The 16,844-nt window shown below is 63.7% G+C and carries 11 protein-coding genes; 4 read left to right on the top strand and 7 right to left on the bottom strand.

The window, feature by feature from the left end; genetic code table 11:
- Positions 1-479: 479 nt before the first annotated feature.
- On the top strand, positions 480-2,477 hold the full coding sequence (thrS, locus tag AX735_RS09215) for a threonine--tRNA ligase (protein WP_066278927.1): 1,998 nt from the start codon (positions 480-482) through the stop codon (positions 2,475-2,477).
- 147 nt (positions 2,478-2,624) lie between these two features.
- On the opposite strand, the gene AX735_RS09210 is transcribed toward thrS, so the two are convergent.
- The 4 genes from AX735_RS09210 to AX735_RS09195 all read right to left on the bottom strand — a co-directional run bounded on the left by AX735_RS09210 (position 2,625) and on the right by AX735_RS09195 (position 9,877).
- Positions 2,625-5,936 (bottom strand): TonB-dependent receptor, encoded by a 3,312-nt coding sequence (locus AX735_RS09210; protein ID WP_066278925.1) that lies wholly within the window; start codon positions 5,934-5,936, stop codon positions 2,625-2,627.
- Between the two features lie 449 nt (positions 5,937-6,385).
- On the bottom strand, positions 6,386-7,660 hold the full coding sequence (gene clpX, locus AX735_RS09205; RefSeq protein WP_066278917.1) for an ATP-dependent Clp protease ATP-binding subunit ClpX: 1,275 nt from the start codon (positions 7,658-7,660) through the stop codon (positions 6,386-6,388).
- A gap of 163 nt (positions 7,661-7,823) precedes the next feature.
- The gene (gene clpP, locus AX735_RS09200) at positions 7,824-8,450 is read right to left on the bottom strand and encodes an ATP-dependent Clp endopeptidase proteolytic subunit ClpP (protein WP_060977383.1); all 627 of its coding nucleotides are present in this window, start codon (positions 8,448-8,450) and stop codon (positions 7,824-7,826) included.
- Positions 8,451-8,512: 62 nt separating this feature from the next.
- Positions 8,513-9,877 carry an MFS transporter gene (locus AX735_RS09195; RefSeq protein WP_066278912.1) on the bottom strand — a complete coding sequence of 455 codons (1,365 nt, stop codon included), beginning with the start codon at positions 9,875-9,877 and terminating at the stop codon, positions 8,513-8,515.
- A gap of 180 nt (positions 9,878-10,057) precedes the next feature.
- Between AX735_RS09195 and AX735_RS09190 the strand changes: the two genes are divergently transcribed.
- The 3 genes from AX735_RS09190 to AX735_RS09180 are packed head-to-tail and all read left to right on the top strand — an operon-like array spanning position 10,058 to position 14,551.
- Positions 10,058-12,535, top strand: a complete 2,478-nt coding sequence (locus AX735_RS09190; protein ID WP_066278909.1) for a TonB-dependent receptor — start codon at positions 10,058-10,060, stop codon at positions 12,533-12,535.
- A 2-nt stretch (positions 12,536-12,537) separates the two neighbouring features.
- Positions 12,538-13,686, top strand: a complete 1,149-nt coding sequence (locus tag AX735_RS09185; protein ID WP_066278907.1) for a glycoside hydrolase family 68 protein — start codon at positions 12,538-12,540, stop codon at positions 13,684-13,686.
- Positions 13,664-14,551, top strand: a complete 888-nt coding sequence (locus AX735_RS09180; RefSeq protein WP_231750075.1) for an ROK family protein — start codon at positions 13,664-13,666, stop codon at positions 14,549-14,551. The genes AX735_RS09185 and AX735_RS09180 overlap by 23 nt, the downstream gene beginning before the upstream one ends.
- 6 nt (positions 14,552-14,557) lie before the next feature.
- On the opposite strand, the gene yghU is transcribed toward AX735_RS09180, so the two are convergent.
- The 3 genes from yghU to AX735_RS09165 form a co-directional block, all read right to left on the bottom strand.
- Complete coding sequence (gene yghU / locus AX735_RS09175; RefSeq protein WP_066278903.1) at positions 14,558-15,445, bottom strand: glutathione-dependent disulfide-bond oxidoreductase; 888 nt, start codon at positions 15,443-15,445, stop codon at positions 14,558-14,560.
- A 187-nt stretch (positions 15,446-15,632) separates the two neighbouring features.
- The gene (locus AX735_RS09170; protein ID WP_060977389.1) at positions 15,633-15,854 is read right to left on the bottom strand and encodes a hypothetical protein; all 222 of its coding nucleotides are present in this window, start codon (positions 15,852-15,854) and stop codon (positions 15,633-15,635) included.
- Positions 15,855-15,976: 122 nt separating this feature from the next.
- The gene (locus AX735_RS09165) at positions 15,977-16,687 is read right to left on the bottom strand and encodes a hypothetical protein (RefSeq protein WP_066278900.1); all 711 of its coding nucleotides are present in this window, start codon (positions 16,685-16,687) and stop codon (positions 15,977-15,979) included.
- Positions 16,688-16,844 lie beyond the last annotated feature (157 nt).

The raw sequence follows: 16,844 nt of genomic DNA, 5'->3' as shown, positions 1-16,844 counted from the left end.
GGCTAGCCAAGCGTCTTCCCCTCCCGCACGCGGGAGGGGAAGAGGGGGAAGTCCGCCTCTCCCTCGATGGGAGAGGCAGCGAGGCTTGGCGACGCAGGAGCCTAGCCGCAGCGGTGAGGGTGAGGGTGCGTCCTGGCACTATGGCATGATCCCGAGCGATCACCCCCACCCCACCCTCCCCCATCGAGGGGGAGGGCTTCGGTAGGCGGCCCCTTCGCTAGTGACTCCTTCACCCTTCATCGCTATATCCTCCGCCATGGCGAGCATCCGCACCCTCACTAGCACCACCACTCCGGGTTTCCGGGGGCGGGGCTGCGTGGGCTGAACACGCGGAGCCAGCCACCCGGAGCGGGTGGCGCGGCGTCGGCTCCTCCCCGCACATTCCGGCACGACACACAGGCGCGTAACCCCTTTTGGGGCGCGGCGGTTTGTGCCATGGCGCTGCGACACGAATGGGCGGAACAACAGGAAACACGGCCATGTCCCAGCTTTTGAAGATCAGCCTGCCCGATGGTTCGGTGCGCGAGATGCCGCAAGGGTCCACCCCTGCCGATGTCGCCGCCGCGATCGGCCCCGGCCTTGCCAAGGCGGCGATCGCCGCACGCGTCGATGGCGAGCTGCGCGACATCACCCGGCCGTTCACCGGCGATGCGACGCTGGCCCTGGTCACTGCGAAGGACGAAGCCGATGCGCTGGAGCTCGCGCGGCACGATTTCGCGCATGTGCTCGCCGAAGCGGTGCAGAACCTGTTCCCGGGCACGCAGATCACCTTCGGCCCTTCGACCGACGACGGCTTCTATTACGATTTCGCGCCGAAAGAGCGCCCTTTCACCGACGAGGACCTGCCGGTCATCGAGGCCGAAATGCGCCGCATCATCGCCGCGAACAAGCCCTTGCGCCGCGAGGTGTGGGACCGCGACGCCCTGATCGCGCGCTGGAAAGAGCAGGGCGAGAGCTTCAAGGCCGAATGGGCGGCCGAGCTGCCCCAGGGCGAAGAGATTAGCGTCTACTGGTCGGGTGACGACTGGATGGACATGTGCCGCGGGCCGCATCTGGCGTCCACCGGCAGGCTCGACCCTACCGCGTTCAAGCTGACGCGCGTGTCGGGCGCCTATTGGCGCGGCGACCAGCGCAACCCGCAATTGTCGCGCATCTATGGCACCGGCTGGCTCAACAAGAAGCAGCTCGACGCGCATCTGCTCCGCCTCGAGGAAGCCGCCAAGCGCGACCATCGCAAGATCGGGCAGGAAATGGACCTGTTCCACCTGCAGCAGGAAGCGCATGGGAGCGTCTTCTGGCACCCGCGCGGCTTCGTGATCTATCGCGCGCTCGAGGCCTATATGCGCCGCCGGCTCGACGCGGCAGGCTATCTCGAGGTCAAGACCCCGCAGGTGATGGACGCGCGCCAATGGGAGCAGTCGGGCCATTGGGGCAAGTATCGCGAGAACATGTTCGTCATCCCCGACGAGGTGCCGAACACCGAGGACGAGGGCCCGGTGGTGTCGAACGACGCCGCGTGGATGGCGCTCAAGCCGATGAACTGCCCGGCACATGTCCTGATCTTTCGCCAGGGGATCAAGAGCTATCGCGACCTGCCGCTGCGCCTCGCCGAAATGGGCTGCTGCCACCGCAACGAGCCGCACGGCGCGCTGCACGGCCTGATGCGCGTGCGCCAGTTCACGCAGGACGATGCGCATATCTTCTGCCGCGAGGACCAGCTGGTCGATGAGATCAGCCGCTTCTGCGACCTTCTCGACGTGGTGTACAAGGATCTGGGCTTTGGCGACTATGCCATCAAGCTCGCGCTGCGCCCCGAAAAGCGCTTCGGCTCGGACGAGATGTGGGACTGGTCCGAACAGTCGATGCGCGATGCCGTCGCCGCGACCGGTCGCAACACGCCCGAATGGGGTTGGGAAGAGCTGCCCGGCGAAGGCGCCTTCTATGCGCCCAAGCTCGAATTCCACCTGACCGACGCGATCGGCCGCACCTGGCAGGTGGGCACGATCCAGACCGATACCGTGCTGCCCGAGCGGCTCGATGCGAGCTATGTCGCCGAGGATGGCAACCGCCACCGACCGATCATGCTGCACCGCGCCATCCTGGGCAGCTATGAGCGCTTTATCGGCATCCTGATCGAGCATTATGCGGGCAAGTTCCCGCTCTGGCTCGCGCCGGTCCAGGCGGTGGTCGCGACCATCGTGTCGGATGCCGACGATTATGCGCGCGAGGTCGTCGCAGAGCTTCAGGCCGCGGGCATTCGCGTCGAGGAGGATCTGCGCAACGAGAAGATCAACTACAAGGTGCGCGAGCATTCGGTCGGCCGCGTGCCCAACATCCTCGTCGTCGGCAAGCAGGAGGCCGAGAAGCGCACCGTGGCGCTGCGCCGCCTGGGCGAACAGCAGCAGCAGTTCCTGTCGCTCGACGAGGCGGTGGCGATGCTGAGACAAGAGGCGCTGCCGCCCGATCTCAAGGGCTGATCCGCCTTCGTAACGATCAACGAAAAGCCCCCTGATCCCGGACCGGATCAGGGGGCTTTTTCATGCCTGCGCTCCCCGGGGTTCCGCCCAGGAAAAAGGGCGCGATGGTCACCCACCGCGCCCCCGATCCTCTCCCCGAGGGGAATATTAGAAAGTGAGGCGAACCCCGAAGCGCACCGCCCAGAGCGAACCGCGCAGGTCAACCGCCTCGGCCGGAGCCGTGAAGGTCGTGCCGGTGCGGTTGGCGAACTGATACTGAGCGCAGGTGTTGGTGCCCTGTGCCACGCAGGTCACGTTGGCCAGCGTACCGTAATAGGGGAAACCGACCTGACGGATGGTACCCCAATCGGAGTCGAGCAGGTTGAGCACATTCTCGACGTCCGCCAGCAGTTCGACCTTGGTGCCCAGGAAGAACGGAACTTCCTGACGCAGCGACAGGTCCAGCTTGTTGTAGCGCGGCGACTTGCCGATATTTTTTGGCGCAATGCGGCCCTGATACTTGTTCAGTTCCGAATTCTGGACGAAGTTCTGGAACCCGGCAAAGTCGAAGTTCGCTGCATAGGTGACAAGCGGATCAGCCGTACGCGACGAGACATTGGGCACGTACATCAGGTAGCGGTTGTTGGTGCCGGTGACACCGAAGACCGCCGAACGCAGGTTGCCCGATGCCTGGTCGGCAAAGGTGTAGCTGTAACGCTGACCAGACTGCGAGTTGAAGAACAGCTCGAACCGAGTGGTATTGTCTCCGAACAGCTTGGCATCATAACCCATGACGATGCGGAAGGCGTCGTCACGCTGGTAGTTGGAAATGCCGTAGGCCGCAAAGTTCGGATCGAGCGCTGCTGCGTTGGTGTAGTTGGAGAACGCCACCGACGATGTGCCCGAGTTGGTGTCCTTCGCACGCTGATAGGTGTACGAAGCGCCAAGGCGGAAACCGCTATCCCAGCGCTTGTCGACACGGGCAACGACGTTCCAGCTATAGCCGCGATCGTCATTGGTCAGCAGGATATCGGTATTGGTGGTCGTGCCCTGGCCAGGCAGCACGCTGTAGCGCGGACGGCCATCGGGCAGCACGCCGGTCGCCACCGAGCGCAGATCGGTCCAGGTCAGACCATCCTTGACCTTCGACCAGATGACATCGACGCCGAACTGCCAGTCGTCACCGAGGAAGCCGAGATTGGCGTTATATTCCAGCGTACCGGAAACGCGCCACTGCGACGGGATATTGTAGTTCGGATCGATCGCGTTGGTCGGGGCCTGTGCGGTGCCGGTGGTGCGGATCGCGTCGATCAGCGCCTGCGGAATGCCGGTGCCGCCCGAAACGTTGTTCAGCGTGGCCGCACCCAGCGCGTTCTGCTGGGCTGCCGACAAACCGGGAACACCCGAGACGGTGAATGTGTCGGGAGCGCCGTTCACGCCGGGGACGCGGCGAACCTGCACGCGGCCCAACGTCGCACCAGGGTTCGAATAGCTGTTCGAAATCCAGACGTTCGGGTTGCCGCCGCCAAACAGACCGGCCGAACCACGGAAGGTCAGGCGGTCGGTCGGCTTCCAGTTCAGGCCGAAGCGCGGCTGGAACAGCTGGCGACCGTTGAGGGTCTGGGCGTTGGTGAAGCCGAAACGGTTGAAGAAGTCATCGTTGACGAACGGACGATCGGGCGTGTCGAACAGGTCCCAGCGGAAGCCGGCGGTCACCACCAGCGTGTCGGTGACGTCCACGGTATCCTGCAGACCGAAGGTCCAGCTGTTGTTCTCGAAATTGGCCGCGACCGTCTCGATGCCGCCGCGCAGCGGGGTAGCAAAATCGAGTTCATTCGCCTGACGGGCCTGAAGACCGGCAATCGAGTCGAAATACCACGCACCCGAGACGCGCTGGGCGAACAGGTTGCGGATATCCTGGGTCCGGCGCTCGGCGATCAGCTTGAGCGTGTGGTTGTTGAGCTGCAGTGTCGCCTGGAACTCGATATTCAGCGACTGTGCGTCGAGTTCGTTTGCCTGACGGCTGATGTCCGGGCCGAAGGTGAGCTGACGCTGGCCAACAGTACAGGCGAGCGCTGCCGCAGCCACGGTCTGGCCAGTAATCGGCGCAGGCGAGGTCGGGTCGAGACAGGTGCGGAACTCACCAAAGGACGCTGCGCCAAAAGGCTGCTGAATGCGCAGATAATCGGCATAGGACACGCGCAGCTGGGTCGAGAAACTGTCGGTCCACTGGTCGTTGAACTGAACGATGCCGAAATGGTTGGTCGCACCCTGGTTATAGTTGTTCGACAGGTACGAGAAGGTCGGGTTAGTCGCAGTCAGCGCACCGATGCCGGTCTGGCCTGCGGTCACGTTGCCCTTGTTGTAGATATAGGTGAAAGTCGCGCGGTGGCCATCGGCGATGTTCCAGTCGACCTTGGCGACGAGCTTGTCGTCCTTTTCGGGAATGTTGCCGCCAATGCCCTGGGTGTCGAAATTATAGGCGCTCTGGGCGATCGCGCTGATGTTGCTGAGCTGGGCATCGGTAATACCGAGCGCACCAGGCAGGATCGGGGCAGGAATGACATCGCGCAGCCGCTCATAGGTCACGGCGAAGAACAGCTTGTCCTTGATGATCGGGCCCGCCAGCTGAGCGGTGTAGATCTTCGATTCATAGGCACCGGTGCGAACGACGCCGCGGGCGGTATCACCGCGCAGGCTGTCATCGCCGTAATAGAAACCGGCCAGGCCCGAGAAGCTGTTGCTACCCGACTTGAGCTGTGCGTTGAGCGCGCCGCCCTGGAAAAAGCCCTGCTGGATATCGACGGGGGCGACTTCGACCGAGAATTCGCCGATCGCATCGAGCGGAACCGGGCCACGGGTCGAAACCAGGCCGCCCGCTTCGAGACCGAAGGGATCGCCGAAGGCGACGCCATCGACGGTGAAGCGGTTGAAACGGTTGTTCTGTCCCGCGATCGAGATCGCACCGCCATTGGTCGGGTCAAGGTTCACGCGCGGGTCGCGCGCGGCGAGGTTGCGGATGTCGCGGTTGACGTTCGAGACGCCGGCGATGTCACGCGCGCTCAGCACCGTGCCTGCACCCGATTCGAGCGGGGTGACATTGGCGACCGACGATGCGGTCACGACGATCACGGCCTGCGACTGCAGCTCGACCGGAACGCGGAAGGGCTGGCCGGCCTGGAGGAAAATGTCGGTGACCGACGACTGTTCAAAGCCCGACGCGTTGACTTCGACGGTGAACGGACCGCCCAGACGCAGGCCGACGGCGCTGAAATTGCCGTCGCTGTCGGTCGTGGTGGTTGCGGTCGTGCCCGAGGGCGTGTGGATGATCTTGACTTCGGCGCCCGCCAGCGGCGCGCCGTCTCCGGTGACGGAACCACGGATCGACGAGGTCGTTTCCTGTGCGTGCGCCGGCGCGGCCATCACGGTGGCCAGCGAAAGCGCCGCGGCGCTCGCCGCGAGATAATAGCGAATCTGCATGTGTCTTTCCCCGTTTCTTGCCACCCTTGGGACACTGGCGGCGATGAAAGCGCTCTCAAAAATCAAGAGATGAGCGGCGCACTAGGCGGCGCTAAGGACAGAAAAGCGAAACGAATGTGAAGGAAATGTGACAGATTTAAGTCACGATGTTACGACCCAGCTGGAAATCGTTCGCAACTGCGTTAAACACTTGTTTTAAAAAGAATAAAGCGCGCCCAATGCCGAGCAGCGGTGCGCTTGGTGCGCGACGCGCTTCAACGTGCCCTGACGTTTTCTTCGCAACTGCGGCATAAATGACACGCTGGTAACCATGCCACCGGTCAGCGGCGCGCCGATTGCCCCAATCTGGTTTCGAGTCGATGCCACGCAAAAGGGGACGCGTGGCCTGTCGCCTCGCGTCCCCTTGAAGAACCTCGATAAACCCGGCCGATGACGACCGGGCGATGTCGTCAGGCTGCGTCGCCCGCCTCGATCTTGTCCTTGGCGGCGAACACCTGGACCGGGTCCTTGCGGCCCTCGACCACCTCGCGGTCGACCACGATCTCGGCCACGCCCTTCATGCCGGGCAGCTCGAACATGGTGTCGAGCAGCATCGCCTCGACGATCGAGCGCAGGCCGCGCGCACCGGTCTTGCGTTCGATGGCCTTTTTCGCGATCGCCTCGAGCGCGTCGTCGGTGAAGCTGAGCTCGACATCCTCGAGCTCGAACAGCTTCTGATACTGCTTGATCAGCGCGTTCTTGGGTTCCTTGAGGATCTTCACCAGCGCGGTGACGTCGAGGTCCTCGAGCGTCGCGATGACCGGCAGACGCCCGACGAATTCGGGGATCAGGCCGAATTTCAGCAGATCCTCGGGCTCGCCCTGGCGCAGCAGTTCGCCGGTCTTGCGCTCCTCGGGCGCGGCGACATGTGCGCCGAAGCCGATCGACTTGCCCTGCAAACGGTCGCCGATGATCTTTTCCAGACCCGCGAACGCGCCGCCGCAGATGAACAGGATGTTGGTCGTGTCGACCTGGAGGAATTCCTGCTGCGGATGCTTGCGGCCACCCTGGGGCGGGACGGAGGCGGTGGTGCCTTCCATCAGCTTGAGCAGCGCCTGCTGCACGCCTTCGCCAGAGACATCACGCGTGATCGACGGGTTCTCGGCCTTGCGGCTGATCTTGTCGATCTCGTCGATATAAACGATGCCGCGCTGCGCCTTTTCGACATTATAGTCGGACGCCTGGAGCAGCTTCAAAATGATGTTCTCGACATCCTCGCCGACATAGCCGGCTTCGGTCAGCGTCGTCGCATCGGCCATGGTGAAGGGCACATCGAAGGTCTTGGCGAGCGTCTGCGCGAGCAGCGTCTTGCCGCAGCCGGTCGGTCCGACGAGCAGGATGTTCGACTTGGCCAGCTCGACCTCGCCCGAGCCCTTGCCCGAATGGTTGAGGCGCTTGTAGTGGTTGTGCACCGCGACCGAGAGCACGCGCTTGGCGCGGTCCTGGCCGATGACATAATCGTTGAGCACGTCGCAGATTTCCTGCGGCGTCGGTACCCCGCCATCCTTCTTGCCAGCAAGACCGGCCTTGGATTCCTCGCGGATGATGTCGTTGCACAGCTCGACGCACTCGTCACAGATGAACACTGTGGGTCCCGCGATCAGCTTGCGCACTTCATGCTGCGATTTGCCGCAGAAAGAGCAATACAAGGTGCTCTTCGAATCGGAACCGCTCAGCTTGGTCATAGCATATCCTTCTGTTCCGGCTGCATTATGCCCGGAACGTAACGTTTCAGCCTAGTGCCTAAAATGCGAAATTCAACACGCAACACCCGTCCGGCAGACGGATGTTGCGGCGAATCCTGCATGGTCCAGGGCCTGCAGCGCCCCTGATAGGGCGCAATCCTTGTTAATTTCCTGCCTCGTCCGACGGAGCGGGACGCTTGTCCATGACATGATCGACCAGCCCGAATTCCTTGGCCTCTTCCGCTTCGAGGAAGGTGTCGCGGTCCATCGCCTTCTCGATTTCCTCGAGCTTGCGGCCGGTGAACTTGACGTACAGGTCGTTCATCCGCTTGCGAATGCGCAGGATCTCGCGCGCCTGGATCTCGATGTCCGATGCCATACCGCGCGCGCCGCCCGAAGGCTGGTGCACCATGATGCGCGCATTGGCGAGCGCGGTGCGCATGCCGGGTTCGCCCGCCGCGAGCAGGAAGCTGCCCATCGACGCCGCCTGGCCGATGCACACCGTACCGACGCGCGGACGGATATACTGCATGGTATCATAGATCGCCATGCCCGCCGTCACCACGCCGCCCGGCGAGTTGATGTACATGAAGATGTCCTTTTTCGGATTTTCCGATTCCAGGAACAGCAGCTGCGCGACGATCAGCGAGGCCATGTTGTCCTCGATCTCGCCGGTCACGAACACGATCCGTTCACGCAGCAGCCGCGAGAAGATGTCAAAGCTGCGCTCCCCGCGATTCGACTGTTCGATGACAATCGGGACCAGGGCATCGCGGACGGTATCGTACATAAGGAAGCCTTCTTTCTGCGCTTTTGTTTCGACCGCCTAAATCGGCCTGTTTGCGCGCAAGTTCAAGCCCCGATGCGTTGCCCCCGCCCGACCATCAGCGTGGCGATCGCGCCGCACAGCATCAGCACGCCGGCGAGCAATATTGCGTTGCGCGGATCGGAGCCGAGCAGCGGCGCATAGATCAGCGGCATGGTCACCGTCTCGATCAACATGGGGATGACGATGAACATGTTGAAAATGCCCATATAAACCCCGGTGCGTTCGGGCGGGATGCAATCGGCCAGCATCACATAGGTATTGCCCATCATGCCTGCCCAGCCCAGGCCGATGCCGATCATCGGCACGAACATCGCGATGCGATTGTCGAGCATCGGCAGGCTGAGCATCGCCAGGCCCGAGGCGACGAGGCACAGCGCGTGCACCGGCCTTGCGCCGAACTTGCGCACGATCGGGATCAGCGCCAGCGCACCGACGAACGACACCGCATTATAGGCGACGCCCATCTGCTGCGCGGTAAGCGAGGCGGAGATGAAGTCCGCGCTCGAAGCCTTCGCGCCCTCGCCCGCCGGAAACAATGTGCGCGAGACCGAGAGCGCGATGAACTGCCAGTAGACGAACATCGCATACCATTGACACAGCATCGCCCAGGCGAGCTGGCGCATCGGGCGAGGCATGGCAATGAAGGCATCGCGAATTTCGGCAAGCGCCGCGCCCGCGCCCATGGGCTTGGCGGCCATTTCTGCGAGCTCGGCCTCGCTCAGCTTCAATTCGGGCACGCGCAGCACCGACCAGACGATGGTCGAGATCGACAGGATAGCGCCGATGACAAAGGCGATGCGGACGATCACCGGAATGCCGTTCATGTCGACCAGGTTCTGGCTGATGCCGAAGCCGACGAGCAGGCTGGGCGCGGCATAGGACAGGCATTGCGCGAGGCCGGTGAACGCGCTCTGCACCAGGAAGCCCGCAGGTTTCTGCCCCGGCTCGAGCCGGTCGGCGACATAGGCGCGATAGGGCTCCATCGTGATGTTGTTGCCGGCATCGAGCAGCCAGAGCAGGCTCGCGGCCATCCACAGCGTGCTCGAATAGGGCATCAGGAAAAGGCAGAGCGAACAGATCACCGCGCCGATCAGGAAATAGGGCGTGCGGCGGCCAAGTTTCGACCGGGTGCGGTCGGACAGGGCACCCACGATCGGCTGGATCAGAAGGCCCGTCATCGGCCCCGCCAGCCACAGCAGGGGCATCGTCGCCTCGTCCGCGCCGAGAAAGGTGTAGATCGGCGTCATGTTCGCCTGTTGCAGGCCGAAGCTGAACTGCAGCCCGAAAAAGCCGAGATTCATTTCGACGATTCGCGGCAGCGACAGCCGCGGCGGCGCGGTGCGCGGCGCGGCGAAATCGGCGGCGGAAGCGTGCGTGGCGCTGGTCATCACCCTCTCCTTGTCGTGAAAGCGGCGTCTTGCCTAGCGCCTTGGCCGCGATGCTATGCCCAGCTGGCACCGCTTGGCAAGCTTTTTTGCAAACGATTGCACATTCTGCTTGCAATCGTTTGCTAACTTGCTAGCGTCGATGGTCATAGCCGATCAACCGGCAGGTTCAGGAGAGATGTCATGACGATTTCCAAGGCTCTGCGCGCATCCAGCGCCACCGCGGCGCTTGCCGCCTCCACCCTTTTCCTCGTTCCCGCCGCCTTCGCGCAGGACACCGCTGCGCAGGACGACAGCGCCGAGAGCGACGTCATCGTCGTGACCGCCGTGGCGCGCGGCGCCAATGTCCTCGACAGCTCGGTTTCGGTCAGCGCGATCGATGCCGACCAGATCGCCACCACCGCGCCGCGCAGCGCGGCGGAAATCTTCCGCAACATCCCCGGCATCCGCTCCGAATCGTCGGGCGGCGAAGGCAATGCCAATATCGCGGTGCGCGGCCTGCCGATCGCCTCGGGTGGTGCCAAGTTCCTGCAGCTGCAGGAAGACGGTCTGCCGATCCTCGAATTCGGCGACATCACCTTCGGCAACTCGGACATCTTCCTTCGTTCGGACCTCAACATCGCGCGGGTCGAGGCGATTCGCGGCGGTTCGGCCTCGACCTTCGCCTCCAACTCGCCCGGCGGCGTGATCAACATGATCTCGAAGACCGGCAAGGGTCAGGACGGCGGCACGATCCAGGCGACGCTCGGCCTCGACTATGACGAGAAGCGCTTCGATTTCGATTATGGCGGCGCGCTGGCCGACGACCTCTATTTCCACATGGGCGGCTTCGTCCGCCAGGGCGAAGGCCCGCGCGACATCGGCTATGACGGCAATCGCGGCGGCCAGTTCAAGATCAACATCACCAAGGAATTCACCGGCGGCTTCATCCGCTTCTACGGCAAGTATCTGGACGACCGCGCGGTCGCCTATCTGCCCAACCCGGTGCAGGTGACCGGCACCAACGCCAACCCCAATTATCGCAACGTTCCCGGCTTCGACATCAGCGGCGACAGCCTGCATTCGCGCTTCTTCCGCTCGGCGCTCAGCCTGAACGGCAACAACCAGCCGCAGCGCTACGACATCACCGCCGGGCAGCGCCCGCTGGTCAAGGCGTTCGGCTTCGAGGGCGAATTCGAGGTCGCCGATGGCTGGACGGTGACCAACCGCTTCCGCTTCTCCGACGTGTCGGGAAGCTTCGCCTCGCCCTTCCCGGGCTCTGTCGATACCGCCGCCAACACCGCGACCGCGCTCGCCGGTGCCGGATCGCGCCTGGTCTTCGCCAATGGCCTGCAGGCCGGGCAGAACGTTCCCGGCAATGCGCTGGTCGCCAGCGTGGTGCTGTTCAACACGCGGCTCAACAGCCTGGACAACATCACCAACGACCTGCGCATCACCGGCGATTTCGACATCGGCAGCGGCAAGGCGACGCTGACCGCAGGCTTCTACAAGTCGCGCCAGGACATCAACACCGACTGGCTGTGGACCTCGCACCTGCTCGAGGTGCGCGGGGGCGGCAATGCCGCGCTGATCGACGTGGTCGCCGCCAATGGCCAGCGCCGCAGCGACGGTGGCACCGTCGCCTATTCGGCAAGCTTCTTCGGCAATTGCTGCCGCCGCAGCTATGACCTGCAATATGATACCAACGCGCCCTTCGCCTCGCTTTCGCTCGAATTCGACAAGCTGACGCTCGACGGCAGCATCCGCTACGATTTCGGCGATGCTTCGGGCCGCACCTTCGGATCGGATCTGGGCGGCGGCCGCGTCGGCATCACCAGCTTCGATTTCAACCGCAACGGCGCGATCAGCCCGGCCGAGGCGCAGACCGCGACCATCCCGCTGAATGCGCCCGCGCTGGTCGATTACAGCTATGATTATTTCAGCTACTCGCTGGGCGTGAACTATCGCGTCTCGAATGATCTCGCGCTGTTCGCGCGTTACAGCAAGGGCGGCCGCGCCAATGCCGACCGCATCCTGTTCAACAACGATAACGTCAACTTCGTCACTGGCGACATCCGCAGCGAAGGCATCGCGGTCGATTTCGTCAAGCAGGCCGAAGCCGGCATCAAGTATCGCTCGGGCGGTCTCGCGCTCTATGCCACCGGCTTCTATGCCGAGACCGAGGAAACCAATTTCGAGGCGACCAGCCGCCAGACCTTCGACCGCCAGTTCAAGGCGCACGGCATCGAGCTCGAAGCCTCGTACCGCACCGGCGGCTTCACCTTCAGCGCGGGCGGCACCTATACCGATGCCGAAATCAGCCGCGACCGCATCAATCCCGGCAACCAGGGCAACAAGCCGCGTCGTCAGGCCGATTTCATCTATCAGCTGAGCGGCCAGTATGAAGAGGACATGTTCACGCTCGGCGCCAACATGGTCGGCACCACCGACAGCTTCGCGCAGGATAACAACCTGCTCGTGCTGCCCGGCTTTGCCCAGGTGAACGCGTTCGTCGCGGTGCGTCCGTTCGATCGGGTACAGCTGTCGCTCAACGCCAACAACCTGTTTGACACGCGCGGCTTTACCGAGGCGGAAGAGGGCGCGATCCCAGCCAATGGCATCGTGCGCGCGCGCTCGATCAACGGGCGCACCATTTCGGCCACGCTGCGTTACGACTTCTGAGAATGACCACCGCCTGGACCGCCGCGCATATCGCCGCTCTCGAAGGCCAGCCCCTGCCGGTGCCGGGGCTGATCGGCGAGGACGATGCGCGGCGCATCCTGCCCGATCTGCTGCTGTGGGACATGTGGCCGCTGCAGCGGGCGGACGGTCGTCTGGCCGAGGTGAACGGCGGCAGCCTGTGGATGGTGCTCGGCGCGCTTGACCGGGGCGATCCGATCCTGCGCCATTTCGAGGCAAAGATCCGGCTGCTGCACCTCGACGCCGATGGCTGGCACGATCTGGGCGACATGCTTCCGCAAGGCCTGGGCGATTTCGAGCGCGAATGGTCGGGCTCGGCATTGCTCGAAGGCGACCAGGTGACGCTGTTCTTCACCGCAGCAGGCTATGCCGACCGGCCCGGCGGTTTCCAGCAGCGACTGGCAGAGACGAGCGGCACTTTGCAGCCCGATGGCCGCATCACCGACTGGTCGGCAGTCCGCGAAAGCGTGGTCGCCGATGGCGCGGTCTATCTTGCTGCCGACAAGCACGAGGGCGCTCCCGGCACCGTAAAGGCGTTCCGCGACCCGGCTTTCTTCATCGATCCCAAGGATGGCGCGCGCTATCTGGTATTCACCGGCACGCTCGCCGCATCGGATCACGCGTTCAACGGTGCGGTAGGGCTGGCACGGAAGGACGAAACGGGCGCCTGGCAGCTGATGCCGCCGATCGTCCATGCCGACACGCTCAACAACGAGCTTGAGCGCGCGCAGATCATCGCGCATCAGGGGCTCTATTATGCCTTCTGGTCCACGCAACGCTCGGTGTTCAACCCCGGTGGTCCTACCGGGCCGACCGGCTTCTACGGCATGGTCGCCGATTCGCTGAACGGGCCCTGGCGGCCGCTCAATGGCACCGGGCTGGTCATAGCCAATCCGGACGAGGAGCCGATGCAGACCTATAGCTGGTTCGCGACATCGGACCTGCTGGTGTGCAGCTTTGTCGATCATTGGGGGCTCAAGGGCCGCAAGCCTTCGGACAGCGCGCTGGTAGCGGCGGAGACGTTCGGCGGCACACCCGCACCGATGGTGCGGATCGCGCTCGATAAAGACCGCTCGTCCATCGTTGAGGTCTTCGCGATGGACCGGCTTCATGCGGTCTGCGATGCCGGCTGAGGCTCCGCTGCTCGGTGCCATCGAGGCGGGCGGCACCAAGTTCGTGCTGGGCGTCGGTACCGGTGCCGATGCGATCGTCGACCAGGTGCAGATTCCCACCCGCGATCCCGAAACCACGCTCGCCGAGACGATCGCCTTCTTCCGCAAACATTCCGGCCTTGCCGCGATCGGCATTGGCTCGTTCGGCCCGCTGGAACGGGATCGCAGCGCGGCGAAATGGGGGCATATCCTGGCGACCCCCAAGCCCGGCTGGAGCGATTGCGACCTTGCCGGAACGATCGCGCGCGCGCTTGGCGTTCCGGTCGCCTTCGATACCGATGTCAACGCCGCCGCGCTGGCCGAGGCGCGGCTGGGCGCTGCACGCGATGCGAAGGTCAGCGTTTATGTCACCATCGGCACCGGCATTGGGGGAGGCGTGATCGCCGATGGCCGGATCGTCGGCGGCACCGGCCATCCCGAGCTAGGCCATATGCGCCCGCGCCGCGCGCCGGACGACCGTGAATTCGCAGGCCATTGCCCATTTCATGGCGATTGCCTCGAAGGGCTGGCGAGCGGGCCTGCGATCATCGCGCGCTGGGGCCAGTCGCTCTCCCACCTCGCGCCCGACCATGACGCGCATGGCATTATTGCGGGCTATCTCGCAGAAATGTGCAACAGCTTGCGCGCCGCGCTCGCGCCCGACGCCATCGTGCTCGGCGGCGGGGTGATGGGCACGCCGGGCCTGTTCGAGCGGATCGTCGCCGAAGCGGGTGCGCGCGACGGGGGCTATTTCGCGCTGAGCGCCGAAAAGGTGATCCGCCGCCCCGCGCGCGCCCCGATATCGGGGCTGGCGGGTGCATTCCTGCTCGCGGCGGACCTTCTGTAACCCGGCTTATTTTGCTGGCGCGGCGGCGAGCTTGTCCTGCGTGCGCAGCTCGAAATCGCTCGCGTCATGCCGCTCGAGCAGCTGCTGGCTGAGGTCATCGCCAAAGCCGCGATTGACGATCCGGCCGCGCTTGACCGCCGGGCGCTCGCCGATCTGCTCGGCCCAGCGCAGCAGATGCGTATATTCGTGCGCCTGGAGGAATTCGGCTGCGTTATAGACCTGCCCGGTCGCGACGCCGCCATACCAGGGCCAGATCGCGATATCGGCGATCGAATAGTCGCTGCCCGCCATATATTCGTTGTCCGCCAGGTGCCGGTTGAGCACGTCGAGCTGGCGCTTCGTCTCCATCGTGAAGCGGTCGATGCAATATTCGATCTTGAGCGGGGCATAGGCATAGAAATGCCCGAAGCCGCCGCCGAGATAGGGCGCGCTGCCCATCTGCCAGAACAGCCAATTGAGCGCTTCGGTGCGCTTCATCGGATCACTGGGCAGGAAGGCGCCGAACTTTTCGGCGAGGTAGAGCAGGATCGAACCCGATTCGAACAACCGCACCGGCTCTGCACCGCTGCGATCCATCAGCGCGGGGATCTTGCTGTTAGGGTTGATGGCCACGAAATCGCTGCCGAACTGGCCGCCCTGGCGGATGTCGATCAGCCAGGCGTCATATTCCGCGCCCGAATGCCCGGCAGCGAGCAATTCTTCGAGCATCACGGTAACCTTCACGCCATTGGGCGTCGCCATCGAATAGAGCTGCAGCGGATGCTTGCCGACCGGAAGCTCCTTGTCGTGCGTCGCACCGGCGATGGGGCGGTTGATATTGGCAAAGGCGCCGCCATTGTCCTTGTTCCAGGTCCAGATGGCGGGCGGGGTGTAATCTTCGGGGAAGTTGGTCATGGATCGGGCCTTTCGCGATCGTGTCGCGATTCGACAGGCCGGATCGCGACGACAGGGGCGTCGCCGATCAAGATGGCGGTGCGCAAGACTCAGTCAAGGGCATCGCCTCGCGATGACCGCGCAACGAAAAAGGGCGACCGTTGCCGACCGCCCTTTCCCGAATCAGTACCTGATTGCCTTGCGGCTATCAGGGGCTGTTGGGCTCATCGTCATCGGCGATGACGATGATGCCACCGATCACGGCGGCGGCTGCCACGACACCAATGATGATGCCGGTGCTGCCTTCTGCGTCGCTCTCTTCGCCCGAAGCGCTGGCGCGAGCTGCGGAGGTCGCAGCCTGTGCCAGAACCGGAGCGCCGACCATTGCGGTCAGAGCAAGCGCAGCCAGTGCGGTCTTTGCAAGTTTCATAGGATTGTCCCTTCAGACATGCTGCTAGCGATCGCCATATTCCACAGCTGCTTAGCAAATGCAACATGCGTTCAGCGCAATTATCTGGAAATTCACCGCAGTTTTTGGGGGATTTGAAGTCTTTACAACAGATCGAGCAAACCCATGGCCGCCATCTGTAACGGCGCAAGATAAACCGCATCATCGAACGATACGCTATTGGTCAGCGCGTAAAATCGCCGGGCGCTATCGTCGCTCATCCCCATTTCACGGTAAAAATCAATATACTCGCGATGTACGGGATCGCTCTCGGGCAGATCGCCGGCCTCGCGGCCCAGGTCGTCGCGCCAGCTGTGAACGGCGAACTCTGCGCGCGAATCGGCGCGGCGGCGCACACCCGCCAGGAACAGCTCGACCGCGCCCGAACGCACCGAACCACCGGCGGGGACCAGAGTTTCGATGCCGGCATGCCGCACCATCCGCGCAAGGCGCAGATTGGCCTCGTCATCGTCGGATCCCGGGCATTCGATCATGCGCAATGTTACGATGCCCGGATAGGCTTTCAGCATGGCGGCGAACTGGCCCGGCGTGCGCGAATCGACCACGCCGATCATGTCCGCGCTGCGCGGATCGGTCACGCGGAACGGGCCGAAACTGGCGAGCGCGGGTTTCGCCTGCGCCTCGGTCTCCGGGACCGCAATTTCGGTCCAGCTGAGCTCCTCGTGCCAGGCGATCGCGGTGGTGTCGAGCGCCAGCGCCGCGCCGCCGAGGGTGATCTCGCGCGCCTCGATGCGATCGGGGCACAGCAAGAGACCGAACAGGGCAATGGCGGGCAGGAAACGCGGCAGCGGCATGAGCGGGCATCGGACGGGGGTGGATGATGCTCCACCGATGCGCCTGCCGATTTGCCGGAGAGTTGCGAAACATGGTCAGGGTAGACCGTTAAGCCGGGCTTACCTGCTCGCCCTGCTCTCAAGAAAATTCATTTTCTACAAGAGCTTGGGCCGCCTC

Origin of the sequence: Blastomonas sp. CCH1-A6 (genome assembly GCF_001556365.1) — a bacterium.
GTDB classification, from domain to species: Bacteria; Pseudomonadota; Alphaproteobacteria; order Sphingomonadales; family Sphingomonadaceae; genus Blastomonas; species Blastomonas ursincola.
This window is presented reverse-complemented; position numbering and strand designations above follow the sequence as displayed.

What these genes read in the sequence shown, in the direction of transcription:
- thrS (WP_066278927.1), top strand. Translation starts at nt 480, where the DNA reads ATGTCCCAGCTTTTGAAGATCAGCCTGCCCGATGGTTCGGTGCGCGAG.
- AX735_RS09210 (WP_066278925.1), bottom strand. Translation starts at nt 5,936, where the DNA reads ATGCAGATTCGCTATTATCTCGCGGCGAGCGCCGCGGCGCTTTCGCTG.
- clpX (WP_066278917.1), bottom strand. Translation starts at nt 7,660, where the DNA reads ATGACCAAGCTGAGCGGTTCCGATTCGAAGAGCACCTTGTATTGCTCT.
- clpP (WP_060977383.1), bottom strand. Translation starts at nt 8,450, where the DNA reads ATGTACGATACCGTCCGCGATGCCCTGGTCCCGATTGTCATCGAACAG.
- AX735_RS09195 (WP_066278912.1), bottom strand. Translation starts at nt 9,877, where the DNA reads ATGACCAGCGCCACGCACGCTTCCGCCGCCGATTTCGCCGCGCCGCGC.
- AX735_RS09190 (WP_066278909.1), top strand. Translation starts at nt 10,058, where the DNA reads ATGACGATTTCCAAGGCTCTGCGCGCATCCAGCGCCACCGCGGCGCTT.
- AX735_RS09185 (WP_066278907.1), top strand. Translation starts at nt 12,538, where the DNA reads ATGACCACCGCCTGGACCGCCGCGCATATCGCCGCTCTCGAAGGCCAG.
- AX735_RS09180 (WP_231750075.1), top strand. Translation starts at nt 13,664, where the DNA reads ATGCGGTCTGCGATGCCGGCTGAGGCTCCGCTGCTCGGTGCCATCGAG.
- yghU (WP_066278903.1), bottom strand. Translation starts at nt 15,445, where the DNA reads ATGACCAACTTCCCCGAAGATTACACCCCGCCCGCCATCTGGACCTGG.
- AX735_RS09170 (WP_060977389.1), bottom strand. Translation starts at nt 15,854, where the DNA reads ATGAAACTTGCAAAGACCGCACTGGCTGCGCTTGCTCTGACCGCAATG.
- AX735_RS09165 (WP_066278900.1), bottom strand. Translation starts at nt 16,687, where the DNA reads ATGCCGCTGCCGCGTTTCCTGCCCGCCATTGCCCTGTTCGGTCTCTTG.